Source organism: Pseudoxanthomonas jiangsuensis, from assembly GCF_010093185.1.
Classification (GTDB): Bacteria; Pseudomonadota; Gammaproteobacteria; order Xanthomonadales; family Xanthomonadaceae; genus Pseudoxanthomonas; species Pseudoxanthomonas jiangsuensis.
This window is the reverse complement of record NZ_PDWL01000020.1, coordinates 1-16,347: the sequence shown is the minus strand read 5'-3', so window position 1 is coordinate 16,347 and position 16,347 is coordinate 1. Positions and strand designations below refer to the sequence as shown.

12 protein-coding genes and 1 pseudogene are annotated in these 16,347 nt (G+C 72.2%); 5 read left to right on the top strand and 8 right to left on the bottom strand.

Annotation, left to right across the window (positions count from 1 at the left end; translation table 11 throughout):
- Positions 1-73: 73 nt before the first annotated feature.
- The 4 genes from CSC62_RS12505 to glyQ all read right to left on the bottom strand — a co-directional run bounded on the left by CSC62_RS12505 (position 74) and on the right by glyQ (position 8,919).
- Positions 74-3,868: a translocation/assembly module TamB domain-containing protein gene (locus CSC62_RS12505; protein WP_162406893.1), complete on the bottom strand. Its 3,795-nt coding sequence runs from the start codon at positions 3,866-3,868 to the stop codon at positions 74-76.
- Positions 3,865-5,649 carry an autotransporter assembly complex protein TamA gene (locus CSC62_RS12500; RefSeq protein ID WP_162406891.1) on the bottom strand — a complete coding sequence of 595 codons (1,785 nt, stop codon included), beginning with the start codon at positions 5,647-5,649 and terminating at the stop codon, positions 3,865-3,867. Before CSC62_RS12500 ends, CSC62_RS12505 begins: the two co-directional genes overlap by 4 nt.
- 141 nt (positions 5,650-5,790) lie before the next feature.
- Complete coding sequence (gene glyS, locus CSC62_RS12495) at positions 5,791-7,887, bottom strand: glycine--tRNA ligase subunit beta (protein ID WP_162406889.1); 2,097 nt, start codon at positions 7,885-7,887, stop codon at positions 5,791-5,793.
- Between the two features lie 132 nt (positions 7,888-8,019).
- A complete protein-coding gene (gene glyQ / locus CSC62_RS12490; RefSeq protein ID WP_425502027.1) occupies positions 8,020-8,919 on the bottom strand; it encodes a glycine--tRNA ligase subunit alpha in 900 nt (299 codons plus the stop codon).
- Between the two features lie 106 nt (positions 8,920-9,025).
- Here glyQ and CSC62_RS12485 point away from each other — a divergent pair, with 106 nt between their 5' ends.
- The gene (locus CSC62_RS12485) at positions 9,026-9,775 is read left to right on the top strand and encodes a glutamine amidotransferase (protein WP_162406885.1); all 750 of its coding nucleotides are present in this window, start codon (positions 9,026-9,028) and stop codon (positions 9,773-9,775) included.
- Between the two features lie 105 nt (positions 9,776-9,880).
- Positions 9,881-10,783, top strand: coding sequence for a BPSS1780 family membrane protein (locus CSC62_RS12480; RefSeq protein ID WP_162406883.1), 903 nt, complete (start codon positions 9,881-9,883; stop codon positions 10,781-10,783).
- A gap of 10 nt (positions 10,784-10,793) precedes the next feature.
- Here CSC62_RS12480 and tatC read toward each other — a convergent pair whose 3' ends face one another.
- From tatC to CSC62_RS12460, 4 genes and pseudogenes are all read right to left on the bottom strand, one after another.
- Complete coding sequence (gene tatC / locus CSC62_RS12475; RefSeq protein ID WP_162406881.1) at positions 10,794-11,534, bottom strand: twin-arginine translocase subunit TatC; 741 nt, start codon at positions 11,532-11,534, stop codon at positions 10,794-10,796.
- Positions 11,535-11,669: 135 nt separating this feature from the next.
- Positions 11,670-11,904: pseudogene (gene tatB / locus CSC62_RS18080) on the bottom strand (Sec-independent protein translocase protein TatB); the annotation flags it as partial.
- Positions 11,905-11,925: 21 nt separating this feature from the next.
- On the bottom strand, positions 11,926-12,144 hold the full coding sequence (tatA, locus tag CSC62_RS12465) for a Sec-independent protein translocase subunit TatA (protein WP_162406877.1): 219 nt from the start codon (positions 12,142-12,144) through the stop codon (positions 11,926-11,928).
- Between the two features lie 70 nt (positions 12,145-12,214).
- Entirely contained in the window at positions 12,215-13,090 is an 876-nt protein-coding gene (locus CSC62_RS12460) for a lipid-binding SYLF domain-containing protein (protein ID WP_211369003.1), read from the bottom strand.
- Between the two features lie 150 nt (positions 13,091-13,240).
- On the opposite strand from CSC62_RS12460, the gene hemH reads away from it, so the two are divergent.
- From hemH to CSC62_RS12445, 3 genes are all read left to right on the top strand, one after another.
- Positions 13,241-14,203, top strand: coding sequence for a ferrochelatase (gene hemH / locus CSC62_RS12455; protein ID WP_162406873.1), 963 nt, complete (start codon positions 13,241-13,243; stop codon positions 14,201-14,203).
- On the top strand, positions 14,200-15,045 hold the full coding sequence (locus tag CSC62_RS12450) for an alpha/beta fold hydrolase (RefSeq protein WP_162406871.1): 846 nt from the start codon (positions 14,200-14,202) through the stop codon (positions 15,043-15,045). Before hemH ends, CSC62_RS12450 begins: the two co-directional genes overlap by 4 nt.
- 65 nt (positions 15,046-15,110) lie before the next feature.
- Positions 15,111-16,112: a siroheme synthase gene (locus tag CSC62_RS12445; RefSeq protein WP_162406869.1), complete on the top strand. Its 1,002-nt coding sequence runs from the start codon at positions 15,111-15,113 to the stop codon at positions 16,110-16,112.
- The last annotated feature ends 235 nt before the right edge of the window (positions 16,113-16,347 follow it).

Genomic DNA, 16,347 nt, shown 5'->3' with positions numbered 1-16,347 from the left:
CCGCAGGTCACGGTTTCGACGGCGGCGGCCAGCCAACGTGAAGCATGCCGGTGCGATGCCTGCCGACGGGGGCCTACTTCTCCCGCCGCCAGTTGACCGAGCCGCGGGTTTCCACCGTGCTCGATTCGATCTCCAGGTCGAAGCCCTTGCGCAAAAGGTACTTCAGGATCAGCACCTGGCCGCTGCCGACCAGCGACACGCCGTAGCCGACGTAGAGCTTGGGCGAGAGGTACTTGCCCACGCCCACCACCGAACCGCCCAGCGCGCGCGACTGGGTCACGCCGGCGTCGTCGAAGCCCAGCCGCGAGCCCAGCTGCGCCGCCAGCAGGCCGGTGCCGGCCGACATCGCCGCCGAGGCCGCGGTGACCTGGTTGGCCTGGTCGCGGGTGGCGCCTTCCAGGCTGCGGCCGAGCATCAGGTAGGACAGCGCCTCGGACTGCGGCATCGACGGGTTCGACCACACCTCCACCCGCGGCTGCATCGCGTTGCCGGTGACGTCGATGCCGGCGCTGACGTCGCCGACCCGGCGCTCGGCGCGCAGGTTCACCCGTGGATCGCTGACCAGGTTGTTGCTCCAGGTCATCTGCCCGCGGGTAATCTGCAGCTCCTGGCCGTAGGCCTTGTAGCGGCCGTCCACGTCCAGCGCGCCGGTGGCGGTCATCTCGCGGCCGGGGCGCGCGCGCACCTGCAGCCGTCCCTGCAGGCCGCCGGCCAGGCCGTAGCCGGTCAGCTCCACGTCCTCGCCCAGGACCAGGGCCAGGTCCAGGTCCAGCGGCGCGTCGGGCGTTTCCTCCGGATCGACCGGGTCGAGCACGACCACGTCCTCGGATACCTCCACGCCCTGCTCGAAGCGTTCCAGGTTGATCCGCGCGCTGGGCACGGAGACCTCGCCGCGCAGGAGCATGGTCTTTCCCTCCAGGCTGAACTGCAGGTCCGGATCGGCCACCGCGTGCAGCATCGGCGTGTCCGCGACCAGCACGTTGCGGCCGTGGATGTTCAGCTGCAGGGGCGTGGCCTGGCCATACCAGGACAGGCCGCCGTCGACGTTGAGCGTGCCCTCGCCGGACTTCACCGAGGCGGCGATCCGGGCCGAGCCGTCCGGCTGCGCGTCCAGGCTGCCCTGGCCTTCGCTCAACGCCAGGCCCAGCACCGGCAGCTCGCCCTTGAAGTCCTCCAGCAGGAGCTGCCCGCCCAGCGAAGGCTGGCCACGGGTGCCGCGCAGGCTGACGTGGCCGCGGAGCACGCCCTGCGGGCGCACCAGGTCCGGCGAGAACAGCTCCAGCCAGAACAGCTGCGACATGTAGGTGTACAGCTCGCCGGTCAGCGGCGAGTAGTCCTCCCAGCCGGTGTCGAAGGTCGCGTCGACATAGCCGTCGCCCTTGAAGCCGCTGCCGAGCCGGCCCTGGATCTTCTGCGGATCGAAGTTCAGGTCGAGGCTGAAGTTGTCGTAGCGCACGATCTCGCGGCGGGTGCGATCGCCCAGGCGCAGGCCGCCGTCGGGCGAGGCCAGATGGACCTCGCCGGTCCAGCGGTTGGCCTGCGGGCGGACCGTCGCGTCCAGGGTCAGGTCGCCGCGCAGGATCAGGCTGCGGCCCTCGTTCTTCGGCAACCAGGGATGGACCAGGGTCAGCGGCAGGCGCTCGCTGTGCAGGCTCAGGCCCTGGCGCGGCCAGTCGGCCTGGGCGCACAGCGAGGCATCGCCGTCGCCGCCGGTGACCGCCAGGCAGGCCGGCTGCAGCTGGAAGCGGCCCTGGCCGTAGGCGAAGGTCGCCGGCGCCTGCAACGACCACGGCTGCCCACGCAGGGGTGCGATCCGCAGCCGTTCCACCTCGCCCTGCCAACCGGCGCCACGGCGGCGCAGCTGCCCGGCCAGGGCCAGTCGCGCGGCCTGTTCGCTGTCGACCTCGGCGTCCAGGCGCAGGTCCTCGACCGCGCCCTGCGCGCGCACGGCGATCCGCTGTACCGCCACACCGGCCTGCAGATCGCTGCCCTGCAGGGCCAGGTCGCCGCCGGTGCCGCGCCAGGGCAGGCGTCCGCGCAGCGAGACCGTGCCGGCGCTCCAGTCTCCCCAGCCCAGGCCCGAGCCCTGCAGGTCGCTTTCGATATCCGGGGTGGCGCGCGCGCCGGACAGGCGCAGGGAGCCCTGCAGGGTGCCGCGGGCCTCGGGCAGCAGGTCGTCCAGGCGCAGGGGCTGCAGCCGCGCGCTGACGTCGATCCGGTCGCCGACGCTGCCGCGGGCGTCGATCCGGCTGCCGCCCAGGGCCAATGCCAGCTGGCCTTCGCCAGCGTCGCCGCGCAGGAGGAAGCGGCCCGAACCGTCCAGCGCGCGTCCGCGCAGGCGGCCGCCGAGGTCTTCCAGTTCGACCTGAGCATCGAAGCCGTCGCCGCCATCGCGTGCGCGGCCGCGGCTGGCCAGGCGGCCGTTGACCTGGCCGTCCCAGCCGGGAAGGAAATAGCCCGGATCGAAGCCGTCCAGCGCCAGCGCCAGGTCCCAGTCCAGCACCGGATCCCAGCCGGCCTCGCCGCTGGCGTCCAGGGTGCCGGTCGGCATCCGCGCATGCAGGGCGTGGATCCGCGCGCGCGCCTGGTCGCCGCGCACGTCCAGATCCAGGGTCGCCCGCTCGCCTTCGCGCTGCAAAGCGGCCTCGCCGTAGGCGGCCCACAGCCGGGTGCCGCCGGCCAGGCCCAGCGCCGCATCCACGCGGACCGCGGGCGCGGCCGGGTCTGCGCCGCGCAGCTGCAGGCCCTCGGCATTGAGCGCGAAGCGGAAGCGCGCGTCCTGCGGATCGGTGAAGTCGGCGCGGCCGCGCAGCCGCACCCGGCCCTCGTACAGTTCCAGCGCCAGCGGGTCCACGTCCAGCACCTGGTTCTCCAGGCGCAGGTTCGAAGGTGCGATCACCGCTTCCTGCGCGCCCTGGCGGACCGTGCCTGACAGCTGCGCGGCGCCGCCGGTGCCCTGGGCGAGCAGGTCGAACACGAAAGGCTCGGCGATCGGCTCGCCGCCGGTCAGCAGCGCCGGATCCAGGCCTTCGCTGCGCGCGTGCAGGCGCCAAGCCGGCGCGTCCTCGTCGCCGCCCAGGCTGAGGGTGGCGCGCAGGGGCTGCGGCGCGCGGCCGCCGATGCCGACCTCCATCCTCGCCAGGTCGCCGCGCGCGACCAGGCCCAGCCGCGCCGGGCTGCGGCCCTGCGGCGCCGGGAACACCGCGGTCAGCTGCACGTCGCTGCGGTAGTCCTTGGCCGGTTCGTAGTCGCCATGCACGGCGAACAGGCCCAGGTCGCTGTCCACCTGCAGGCGTTCGGCATGCAGGGAACCGTTGGCGATGTCGATCCCGCCGCGCAAGCGGCGCACGTCGATCATGGGCTCGCCGCCGGAGCGCACCTTCAGTCCGTCGATCACGATCCGGTCGGCCTGGATCGCCAAGGGCATCTCGATCGCCGGCAGCGATTCGGGCCAGCGCGGCAGCTCGAACGGCTCGTCGCTACGGGCCAGGTCGAGTTCGGCGTCTTCCAGCTCGAATGCGTCCAGGCGCAGGCGCTTGCCCAGCAGGGGACGGATGTCCGGATCCAGGTAGGCGCGGCGCGCGCGGAAGCGGTAGTCGTCGTAGCGGAAGTCGAGGTTGTGCAGGGTCAGCGGCCCGGCCAGCGGGCCTTCGGCCTTTTCCCAGGTCAGGCTGGCGCCGATCGGCAGGCGCGCGACGATCTGCGCCAGCAGGACGTCGCGTCCGGCCACGGTCTGCAGCAGCCAGTACAGTAGCACCAGCGCGCCCAGCACCAGCGCCAGCACGCCCAGCCCGGACCAGGCCCAGAACCGCCGGCGCCGGTAGAAGCGCCGGCGCGGCGGTGGCGTGGCGGGCGCGGCCGCGCTCACAGGTTGGCCCCGAGGCTGAGATAGATCTGGAAGCCGGAGTCGGGATGGTCCAGGCCGTGGGCGATGTCGATCCGCACCGGGCCCACCGGCGAGCGCCAGCGCGCGCCGATGCCCACGCCCACGTGCGGGTCGAATTCGTCGTCGAAGGCGTCGCCGGCATCGACGAACACCGCTCCGCCCCAGGGGCCGCCGCCGAAGTAGCGTTCGTACTCGACCGATCCGGTCAGCACGTTCTTGGCGCCGAGGGCGAAGTCGTCGGCCGTGCGCGGGCCGACCTCGCGCCAGGCGTAGCCGCGGATGCTGCGGTCGCCGCCGGCGAAGAAGCGCAGGCTCGGCGGCATCGCCACCAGCTCGCTGGTCCAGGTGCTGCCGGCCTCGCCGCGCACGATCAGGCGGTCGCTCTGGCCCAGGCCCTTGAACCAGGTGGCGGTCAGCTGGCCCTGGATGAAGCTGGTGTCGGAGCCGACGTTCTCCACCCCGCCGCGCAGCACCGCGGTGGCGCTGATCCCGCGCCGCGGGAACAGGCGGTCGTCCACGTCGACGTAGGTGGCGGTCAGTTCGGGATAGAGCAGGGTGGAGTAGGTGTACAGGCGCTGGCCGGTGGCCAGGTCCATGTCGTAGCTCCAGCGCTCGCGCAGGGCGTTGAGCGAGGCCACCGCGGTCCAGTGCTGGTTGATCTCGCCGCTGCGGCTGGCGCTGAGCTTGACGTTGCGCAGGTCGATGTAGTCGGTCTGCTCGTCGTAGGCGCCCAGCGAGAAGGCGTACCAGCCGTCCAGCCAGGCGAAGGCCGGGATCCGGTACTGGGTGAGGAAGGTCTTGCGCTTCTGCGCCCAGTCCATGTCCCAGTTGAGCTTGTGGCCGCGGTCGTTGACGTAGCGCCGCTCCACCCCGAAGCGCACGCCGGTGCCGCTTTCGGTGCCGTAGCTCAGGCCGGCGGTGTAGATGTTGCGCTTGGCCAGCACCAGGTTCACCTCCACCGGCACCCGCAGGTCCTCGTCGGCTTCCTCCGGCTTGACCTGGATGTCGATCGCGCTGAAGTAGTCCAGCCGCACCAGCGATTCGCGCAGCCGGTCCAGCTTGCCCTGGTGGAAGTAGCTGCCTTCCTCCCAGGTCACCAGCTTGTCCAGCAGCCCGGGCCGGAAGTAGTCCTGGTGGAAGGTGGTCGGGCCCATGTCGTAGCGGAAGCCGCTGTCCCAGACCAGGTCGATGTCGGCGCTGGCGTCGGCACGGGTCACCCGCACCTGGCGCTGCATGAAATCGGCGTCGAAGTAGCCGCGCTCGGCCAGGCGTCGGGTGATGCCGTCCTTGTGGCCCTCGTACACGCCGTGGTCGAAGACCTCGCCGGGGACCGGATGGAAGGCCTCCAGGTCGCGCCGCAGGTACTGGTCCTCGCCGCCGGGGCCGACGATGGCCACGTGCGCGTCGCGCACCTTCACCGGCTCGCCCTTGTCGATGTGGATCGTGACCACGATCCGGTCGCCTTCGTCGCGCGGGGCGTCGACCCGGATCTGCGGCGAGTAGTAGCCGAACGGCTCCAGCGCCTGCCGCGCCTCCTTCTCGGCGCGCAGCAGCAGGTATTCCAGGCGCGATTCGCCGTGGACCTGGCCGAGGGTGTCGTCCAAGCCCAGGGCCAGGCGCACGTTCTGCTCGATCGCCTCGTCGCCCTCCAGGCCGACGATCTCGACCCGTTCGATGCTGCCGCGCGCCAGCGCCGGCAGGGCCGGGGCGAGCAGCAGGGCGAGGGCGAGGAGGCCGTTGCGGAGGATCGGGGGAAGCCGCATCGCCGCAGGATACCGGGAACCCGTTGCGGCAGGCTGAAGGGCGCGCCCATGGCCGGGGAACCGCATCCCGTGCCGCCAGAACCGGTACGGACGGCGCGCACCGCCAGACGCGGGGGACAGCCCCCGCCGCCGCCAGGCGGCTTAGGCCGACAGCTGCCCGATCGCCGCCACCGCGCCGAAGCGGTCGGCCAGGCGCTTGAGCAGGGCCAGGCGGTTGCCGCGGATGGCCGGGTCGTCGGCGTTGACCATCACCTGGTCGAAGAACGCGTCCACCTGCGGCCGCACCCGCGCCAGGCGCTCGAGCACGCGCACGTAGTCGCGCTGGTGCAGGGCCGCGGTGGTGTCGTCCAGGGCCGCTTCCACCGCCTCGCCCAGGGCGCGCTCGGCGGGCTCGGCGAACAGCGCCGGGTCCTCCATCGCCGGGATCGCGACGTCGGCCTTCTTCAGGATATTGCCGATGCGCTTGTTGGCCGCGGCCAGGGCTTCAGCCTCGGGCAGCCGGGCAAAGGTGCCGATCGCGTCGATCCGGGTGTCGAAGTCGTACAGCGAGGCCGGCTTCAGCTCGGCCACCGCGTTGAAGTGCGCGGCCGGCACGCCCTTGTCGGCGTAGTAGCCACGCAGGCGGTCGAGGATGAAGTCGTAGAGTTCCCCGGCATCGGCCTTGGCGGTGGCGCCGTCCTTGCCGGCCGGCAACGGGCCGATGGCATCGATGGCGTGTTCGAGCAGTTCCTTGAGCGAAAGGTCGTAGCCGCTCTCGATCACCGTGCGCGCCAGCCCCAGCGCATTGCGCCGCAGGGCGAACGGGTCCTTGTTGCCGGTCGGCTTCAGGCCCGCGGCGAAGCCGCCGGCCAGGGTGTCCAGGCGTTCGGCGATCGCCAGCACCTTGCCCAGCGGCGAGAGCGCGATGTCGTCGCCGGCGAAGCGCGGCTGGTAGGCCTCGTCGATCGCCAGCGCGACCTCGGCCGGCTCGCCGGCGGCCAGCGCGTAGTGGCGGCCCGCAATACCCTGCAGCTCCGGGAACTCGTTGACCATGCGCGACTGCAGGTCGTTCTTGCCCAGCTGCGCGGCGCGGCGCGCCAGCGCCGGGTTGGCGCCGACCTGGGCGGCGATGGACTCGGCCAGCGCCGCCACCCGCGCGACCTTGTCGGCCACGGTGCCCAGCCTGGCCTGGTAGGTGACGCTCTTCAGGCCGTCGCCCATCGCCGCCAGGCCCTGCTTGAGGTCCTCGTCGAAGAAGAACTTGGCGTCGGCGAAGCGCGGCCGGATCACCCGCTCGTAGCCCTTGCGCACCTGGGCGACGTCGCGCGACTCGATGTTGGCGATGCCGATGAACTTCTCGGTCAGCCTGCCGCCAGCGTCCAGCACCGGGAAGAACTTCTGGTTGATCTCCATGGTCTCGATCAGCGCTTCCTGCGGCACCGCCAGGAATTCGCGCTCGAAGCCGCACAGGACCGCCGCCGGCCACTCGGTCAGGCACACCACCTGCCCGAGGTTGTCGTCGGTGATCCGGGCCTGGCCGCCCGCTTCCGCGGCGGCCTTCTCCACCTCGGCCACGATCCGGGCGCGGCGCTCGCTCGGGTCGACCAGCACCCGCGCCGCGGCCAGGGCGGCGATGTAGTCGCCGGGCTGGCCGATCCACACCGGCTTGTCGTGCTCGAAGCGATGGCCGCGGCTCATCCGGTCCGAGGCCACGCCCAGCACCTGAGCCGGCACCACCTGGTCGCCCAGCAGCAGCACCAGCCAGTGAACCGGGCGGGCGAAGGCATAGTCGTGGCCGCCCCAGCGCATCGGCTTGGGGATCGGCATGCCGGCGATGGCCTCGGCCACCACCTCCGGCAGCAGCTGCGCGGTCTGCGCGCCAGCGCGCCGCGAGCGGTGCACGAAGCGCTCGCCCTTGGCGTCGCTGGTGCGCTCAAGCGCGGTCCACTCGACCCCGGCCTTGGCGGCGAAGCCTTCCAGCGCCTTGGTCGGCCGGCCTTCGGCGTCCAGGGCGATGTTGAGGTACGGCCCCAGCACCTCGGAGGCCTGCTCGGGCTGCTCCACGGCCACCGCCGGCAGCAAAACCGCCAGCCGCCGCGGGGTGTACAGCGGCCGCGCGTCGCCGGTCTCCAGGGCGATGCCGCGCTTCTCCAGCGCGGCGACCACGCCGTCGAAGAAAGCCTGGGCCAGGCCCGGCAGCGCCTTGACCGGCAGTTCCTCGGTGCCCAGTTCGATCAGGAGGGATTTCTGTTCGCTCATGTCGGTGATGACCTTGCTTTTCCCTTCTCCCTCCGGGAGAAGGTGGCGCGTAGCGCCGGATGAGGGTGCGGGGAGGGGCGGACCGTCGGTCGCCGACCCTCTCCCTGTCCCCTCTCCCAAGGGGAGAGGGGCTTACGCTGTTTCTGTCTTCAGCCCCGGGAACCCGAGCTTCTCGCGCTGGGCGTGATAGGCCTCGGCCACGCCTTGGGCCAGCTTGCGCACGCGCAGGATGTAGCGCTGGCGCTCGGTCACCGAGATCGCACGGCGGGCGTCGAGCAGGTTGAAGCTGTGGCTGGCCTTGGTCACCTGCTCGTAGGCCGGCAGCGGCAGGCCGGCCTCGACCAGCTTCAGCGCCTCGGCCTCGCAGGCGTCGAAGCGGTGGAACAGCTCGGCCACGGCGGCGTGCTCGAAGTTGTAGGCGCTCTGCTCGACCTCGTTCTGGTGGTAGACGTCGCCGTAGGTGACCACACCCTGCGGGCCGACCGTCCACACCAGGTCGTAGACGTTGTCCACGTTCTGCAGGTACATGCACAGGCGCTCGAGGCCGTAGGTGATCTCGCCCAGCACCGGCCGGCACTCCAGGCCGCCGGCCTGCTGGAAGTAGGTGAACTGGGTCACCTCCATGCCGTTGAGCCACACCTCCCAGCCCAGGCCCCAGGCGCCCAGGGTCGGCGATTCCCAGTTGTCCTCGACGAAGCGCAGGTCGTGCACCCGCGGGTCGATGCCCAGCGCCTTCAGCGAGCCCAGGTACAGCTCCTGGATGTTGTCCGGGTTGGGCTTCATCACCACCTGGTACTGGTAGTAGCGCTGCAGGCGGTTGGGGTTCTCGCCGTAGCGGCCGTCGGTGGGACGGCGCGAAGGCTGCACGTAGGCCGCGTTCCACGGCTCCGGGCCGAGCGCGCGCAGGAAGGTGGCCGGGTGGAAGGTGCCGGCGCCCACCTCCAGGTCGAGGGGCTGGATCAGCACACAGCCCTGTTCGGCCCAGTAGGCGTTCAGCGCCTGGATCAGTCCCTGGAAGGTCGGTCCGGTCATCGGCATTTATTGCGGTGCGGAAAAGCGGGCTAGTATAGGGCGCAGCCCCGCCGCCATGCGGGTTTGCGCCGTTTCAACCGCCACTTTCCGCTGGTTCGCCCTGCCCGTGAACGCCGCCCGCCGCGCGCCCTTCCTGATCGTCGAGACCGGCCAGCCGGTGGACAGCCTCAAGCGCTATGGCCGCTTCCCGCACTGGATCCGGGTCGCCGCCGGGCTGGCTGCGCGCGAGGTGGTCGAGGTCAACGCCGAGCGAGGCGACCCGTTGCCTTCGCCGCAGGACCTGGCCGGGGTGATCGTCACCGGTTCGGCCGCGTTCGTCACCGACCGCGCCGAGTGGAGCGAGCGCACTGCCGGCTGGATCCGCGAGGCGGTCCAGGACGGCACCCCCCTGCTGGGCATCTGCTACGGCCACCAGCTGCTGGCCCACGCCCTCGGCGGGCAGGTCGACTACAACCCGGCCGGGCGCGAGTCGGGCACGGTGTTCATCGACCTGCATCCGCCGGCGTTCGAGGACCCGCTGTTCGCGGCTATGCCGGCGCGCTTCGCCGCCCACGCCACCCACCTGCAGACCGTCCTGCGGCCCCCTGAAGGGGCCACGGTGCTGGCCCGTTCCGAGCAGGACGGCTGCCACGCCTTCCGTTGGGGCGGGCAGGCCTGGGGGGTGCAGTTTCACCCGGAATTCGCCACCCACCACATGCGCGGCTACGTCAACGCCCGCGCCGAGTGCCTGCGCAACCATGGCCGCTGCCCGCGCACGGTCGCCCGCGAGGTCAGCGCCGCGCCGCAGGCCCGGCAGCTTCTGCGGCGCTTCGTCCAGCATGCGCGCGGCACCCCCGGGCGCCAAGGCCGGGCGTGAACGCTTCCGAAGCCGATCGCCGATAATCCCACTGCCGCCGCTTGAGGCCGGCATCCCTCTCGCAACAACCCGCGCCTGGCGACCAGGCGCAGCAACGGAACAGGAATGGACACGATTCGCAGGCTGCCGGCTTCGGCCGGCGCGGAATGGCTGCTCGGCGGCTTCGCCCTGCTGCGGCAGGCGCCGCTGGCGCTGGGCATGCTCGGCGCCCTGTGGGGCGTGCTCGGTGCGCTGGTGATCGCCTTCGCCCTGGCGGTGCCGGCGCTGGCGGCCGCGTTGCAGCTGTTGCTGGCCCTGGCCGGGCCTTTGCTGTTCGCCGGCCTGGTCTGGGCGGTGCGCGAGCTGACCCAGGGCCGGCCGCCGCAGCCGGGCCATCTTCTGCACGGCCTGCGCGAAGGCCTGGTGCCGCCGCTGCTGGCGACCCTGCTGCCGCAGCTGGCCGCCGGCCTCTTGCTGGGCGTGCTGCTGCTGGTCCTGATCGGCACCGACCAGCTGCAGCAGATGTACGCGGTCAGCGAGGAGCTCAATGCCCTGGCCCAGTCCGGCGCCCAGCCCAGCCCGGAACAGGTCGAGGCGCTGGTGTCCGGGTTGCCGGCGGGGCGGATCCTGCTGTGGCTCCTGCTGGGCCTGGTCGCCGCGGTGATGGTGGCGATGACCGTGTTCGTCTCGGTGCCGCGGATCGTGTTCGACCGCCGTGGCGGCCTGGCAGCGATGGGCGACAGCCTGCGCGCCAGCGTGCACAACCTGCCGGCCCTGCTGGTGTTCTTCCTGCTGGCCTTCATCGCCCTGTCGGCGATCTACTTCGCCGTGCTGCTGTTCAGCCTGGTCCTGCAGTTGCTGGCCGGCCCGCTGCTGGCGGCCTGGGTGGCGCAGATCCTGATGATGGCGGTGATCATGCCGCTGCTGGCCGGCGCGGTGCTGACCGCCTGGAGCCAGCTGTTCGGCGATCCCGGCGCCGCAAGGGCGGTGGCCGCAGACCCCGCCGTGTCCGGCCACTTCGAAGCCTGAGCGCGCCGGCTCAGTCCACGCGCCGTTCCACCAGCCGGGCCGCCAGGATCCCGGCCTCGTACAGCAGGCACATCGGCACCGCCAGCAGCAGCTGCGAGACCACGTCCGGCGGGGTGATCACCGCGGCCAGGACGAAGATCCCGACCACCGCGTAGCCGCGCCCGGCGCGCAGCTGGTCGGGAGTGACCCAGCCCAGCAGGACCAGGATCACCAGCGCCACCGGCAGCTCGAAACTGGCGCCGAAGGCCAGGAAGATCACCAAGACGAAGTCCAGGTAGGCGTTGATGTCGGTCATCATCGCCACCCCGTCGGGCTTGATCGCGGTGAGGAAGCCGAACACCGACGGCAGCACAACGAAGAACGCGAACGCGCAGCCGGCGTAGAACAGCGCCACCGCCGACGCCAGCAGCGGCACCGCCAGCCGTTTCTCGCGCTGGTACAGGCCCGGGGCGACGAACGCCCAGGCCTGGTACAGCAGCCATGGCGCACTGGCGACCAGTGCGGTGAAGAACGCAAGCTTGATCGGGGTGAAGAACGGCGAGGCCACCTCGACCGCGATCAGCTGGCCGCCGGCCGGCAGCTTGTCCAGCAGGGGCGCGGCCAGCAGGGCGTAGAGCTTGTTGGAGAACGGCAACAGCGCCAGCAGCACCACCATCAGCCCGGCCAGCGCCCGCATCAGCCGCGAGCGCAGCTCCAGCAGGTGCTCCATCAGGCTGCTTTCGGCCTCGTGTTCAGGGCTGGCGGGGTTCATCGCCTTCCTTCGCGCCGGTGTCGGGGGAGGGGGCCGGAGTGCCCGCCGCATCGATCGGGTCGGCCGGCAGCGAGGCCGCGTCCTCGACCTCGCGGCGCATGCCTTCCAGGCCCTGGCGCGCGGTCTCGGCCTCCTCGCGCAGGGAAGCCTCGGCCTGGCGCAGCGAGGCCTGGGTTTCCTGCAGGCTGCGCTTGAGTTCCTCGGCTTCCAGCTCGCGTTCCAGCTCGGCCTTGACCGAGTACCACTGCGCGCGCGCGCGCCGTACCCACAGCCCGGCGAAGCGGGCCGCCTTGGGCAGCCGCTCCGGGCCCAGGACCACGAGGGCGACCACCGCGATCAGCAGCAGTTCGCCGAAACCGACGTCGAACATCCGCGCGCGACCGACGCGGGCTCAGTGCTGGGCGCGGTCGCGTTCGGACTCGTCCTGCGACTCGGCCTTGCGCTCGCTGCCGAGCTGGCCGGCCGGCTTGTCCGGGTCGCGCATGCCTTCCTTGAAGCCCTTGACCGCCTCGCCGAGGTCCTTGCCGGCGTTGCGCAGGCGCTTGGTGCCGAAGACCAGCAACACCACCACCAGCACGATGATCCAGTGCCAGATGCTCAGACCGCCCATGGCGCGCTCACACGTCTAGAGGAACAGGGACACAGGATAGCGCGCAGGCGGGCCTGGCGGGCGGCGCGGATCAGGGCAGCGGCTCGCTGCGGACGGTGTCGTCCACCGGCTCGAAGCCCTGGCTCGGCGCCGGACCGGTCGTGGCGGCGGGGGCCGGCTGCGCCGGCGGGATCGCCGAGGTGGTCGTCCCGGGCGCCTGCACCACCACCGGGCCCGAGACCGGCGCCACCGCGCCGCCGGCCGTGCCGCGGGTGACCCGCGCGCTGTGGGTGGCCTCCTCCAGCTGGTCGCGGAAGGCGACGACCGCCGAATCCGGGGCGGTCGCGAGGCGGTCCTCGAACACCATCCGCGGGGTGGTGCTGCCGCCGTAGACGGCCGTCTGCGCGTCGCGGTCGATCTGCAGCACCGCGCCGTCCAAGGCCACGCCGGCGAACAGGCCGCGGGCGCGCGACCACGACCAGATCTCGGCCTTCAGCTGGCCGTCGGTGGCCGCGGCGGCATTTCGCCCGACCGGGCCGGCGGCCACCCCGGCGTCGGCGCCGAGGGTGAACTTGCCGTTGACGATGTCGTCCAGGCTGCGGTCGTTGCGGAACACCAGGACCACGTCCGCCGACTGCACCCCGACCTGGAAGCCGATGCTGCCGCCGGTCAGCTTCACGAACACCGGGTTGGACCAGGTGCCGTCGGCGGCCTTGACCGCCATCAGGCCGTGGCCGCGGCGGCCGCCCAGGACCAGGCCGGCCTTGATCGTGTCCGGGATCACCACGATCCCGCGCGCCTCGTCCAGCAGCTTGTCCGGGATCGCCTGCTCCGGGATCTGCTGGATCTCGGTCAGCACGCGCAATGCGTTGCGGGCGCGCTCGCTTTCCTCGGGGCCGGCCACCGCCTGCCCGGCGGCGACCAGCAGGGCCAGCGGCAGCAGGAAGCGGATCATCGGGCGCGGCATCGGCATGGGGGGGACTCCTGTCGGTTCGGACGGGCGGCGGCAGCCGCAGATACCGCGAACTTAGAGACGCCGGAATGAATCGCCGCTGAGGCCGTGCGGGCGGGGCCGGGGCAGGAGCGGCGGGCGGTTGCAGTCTGTCAGAATGGTGGGATGCACGAAGCCGCCGACACCGCCCTGCTCGCGGTCAACCTGGGAACCCCCGACGCGCCCACCGCGCCCGCGGTGCGCCGCTACCTCGGCGAGTTCCTCTCCGATCCGCGGGTGGTGTCGATCCCGGCCCTGCTCTGGAAGCCCCTGCTGTACGGCCTGATCCTGCCGCTGCGCAGCCCGCGCTCAGCCGCCAACTACGCCAAGGTGTGGATGCCGGAAGGTTCGCCCCTGCTGGTCCACACCCGCCGCCTGGCCGACGCCCTGCAGGCGCGGCTGCCGGACTGGCAGGTGCTGCCGGCGATGCGCTACGGCCAGCCCGCCCTGCGCGCGATCCTGCGCGACCTCCGCGCGGCCGGGATCCGCCGGCTGGTGGTGCTGCCGCTCTATCCCCAGTACTCGACCACCACCACCGCCTCCGTCGCCGACCTGGTGGCGGAGGAGACCCAGGGCATGGACGTGACCCTGATCGAGGACTATTCGGTCGATGCCGGCTGGGTGGCGGCGGTCGCCGCCTCGATCCAGGCCCATCGCGCCCGGCACGGCGCCGGCGGCCACCTGCTCTTCTCCTTCCATGGCCTGCCGCAGAGGATCGCCGATGCCGGCGACCCGTATCCGCAGCGCTGCCAGGACAGTGCCGCCGCCATCGCCGCGGCGCTGGGCCTGGAGGCCGGGCAATGGTCCTTGTCCTACCAGTCGCGCTTCGGCCGCGAACGCTGGCTCGAACCGTCCACCCTGTCCGAACTGGACCGGCTGGCCGCCGCCGGGGTACGCCAGGTGGACGTGGTCTGCCCGGGCTTCGCGGTCGACTGCATCGAGACCCTGGAAGAGGTCGCCCTGGGCCTGGCCGAGCACTTCCAGGCCAAGGGCGGCAGGCTGGACTACATCCCCTGCCTCAACGATGCGCCTGCGCATGCCGATGCGCTGGCCCACCTGGCCCTGTGCGCCGCCGGCAGCGAAGCATGACCCCGCGCGAGGTCGAGTACCCGGTCGCCTGGGGCCGGCTGGCCGGGCTGCGCCTGGAGCGCCCCGGCCGGCCGCGCGTGATCGCCCTGCATGGCTGGTTGGATAACGCCGCCAGCTTCCTGCCGCTGCTGCCACATTTGCCGGAACTGGACCTGCTGCTGCTCGACCTGCCCGGCCACGGCCGCAGCGGCCATCTCCCGGCAGGCGCGGAGTACAGCCTGGCCACGCATCTGCATGCCGTGCTGGACGCGGCCGATGCCCTGGGCTGGGAGCGCTTCGATCTGCTCGGGCATTCGATGGGCGCGGCGATCGCCGCCCTGGTGGCGGTCGCGGTGCCGGCGCGGGTGGGGCGGCTGGCGCTGATCGAAACCTTCGGGCCCCTGTCCGAGGCCGTCGGCAACACCGCCACCCGCCTGCAGCAGGGCGTGGCGGCCGCCCGCGCCTTGCCGGGCAAGTCCCTGCGGGTGTTCCCGGACCTGGCCGTCGCGGTGCGGGCGCGGATGCAGGCCAACCAGCTCTACGAAGCCAGCGCACGCCTGCTGGTCGAACGCGGGACCCGGCCGGTCGCCGCCGGCCACGTCTGGTCCAGCGATCCGCGCCTGACTCTGCCCGCCGTGCAGCGCTTCGCCGAGGCCCAGGTCCTGGACCTGCTGGCGGCGATCGCCTGTCCGGTGCGCCTGCTCTATGCCGATCCGGCCCAGCCCTATTTCCCGGACGACCTTCGCCGTGCGCGCCTGCAGGCACTGTCCGGCCTGGAGCCGACCGTCCTGCGGGGTGGCCACCACCTGCACATGGACCAGCCGGCCGCGGTGGCGGCGGTGTTCGAGCGCTTTCTGGGCTGAACATCGACAAGCCGTGCCGGCGCGGGCGAGGATGCGGGCCGATGCATGGCACTGGACGAGGCCCCATGGCGCTCTACCCGCTGTTCGCCGATCTGTCCCGGCGCGAGGTCCTGGTGGTGGGCGGCGGCGAAGTGGCCGCGCGCAAGATCGCCGCCCTGCTCCGCGCTGGCGCGGCGGTGCGCGTGCATGCGCACGCGATCGAACATCCCGACATCGCGGCGGCCCTCGATGCCGGCAGACTCGTGCGCCTGTCGGGCGATTTCGACCCGGCCTGGCTGGATGCCGTCTGGCTGGTGGTCGCGGCCACCGACGATGCCGCGTTCAACGCCGGCCTGGCGGCCGAGGCCGGCCGCCGCCGCCGCCTGGTCAACGTGGTCGACGATGCGGTCCTGTCCACCTTCCAGGTGCCGGCGGTGGTCGACCGCTCGCCGCTGGTGGTCGCGATCTCCTCCGCCGGCGCCGCGCCGATGCTGGCGCGGCGGGTGCGCGAGCGGCTGGAGACCCTGCTCGATCCCGGCCTTGGGGTCCTCGCGGGGCTGTTCGGACGCCACCGCGAACGCATCCGCGAAGCCCTGCCCGACCTGGCGATGCGCCGGCGCTGGTTCGAGCGGATGCTCGACGGCCGGCTGGAGGCGGCGCATGCCGCGGCCGGCACGGAGGGCGTGGAGGCATCGTTCCTGCACGAACTGCGGGCTGCCGCAGACGGACTGTCCGCCACGGGCTGGGTGGCGCTGCTGCCCGCCAGCGGGGACCCGGACCTCTATACCCTGCGTGGATTGCGCGCACTCAACGAGGCCGATGCGATCCTGCTGGCCCCGGGCCTGGACGACGCGGTGCTCGAGCCGGCACGTCGCGATGCGCACCGCTACCGGCTGGAGGCCGGCCAGGCGGCGGCGCATGCGCTGAAGCTGGCCGCGGAAGGCGCCCGGGTGGTCTACCTGCACACCATGTCGGACGGCACCGACGCAGCGGATACGCCCGACGCCGTGCAGCGCGCCTGCGCGGACGCGGGCATCGCCTGCAACCGCATCCCCGGCGTACAGGCAGGCGCGGCCCCATCGCGTTGAATCGTTCGCTGCGCGGCGTGCGCCAAGGGGCTTCCCAACCCTGGCGCATCCATGCACAATTCGCGCCCCTTGCAGCGGTGTCTTCTTCGGAAGCGGGGCTGCGGGGTTGGAGGAAGGCGGCACATCGGCATGACTGAGGTGTTGCAGTTCTTCGGAAGGGCCCTATAATGGGCGGCTCCCCGGCGGCAACGGACTTCGGTCTAACGCTGGGGCGGTTCGAAAGGCCTCATCACGA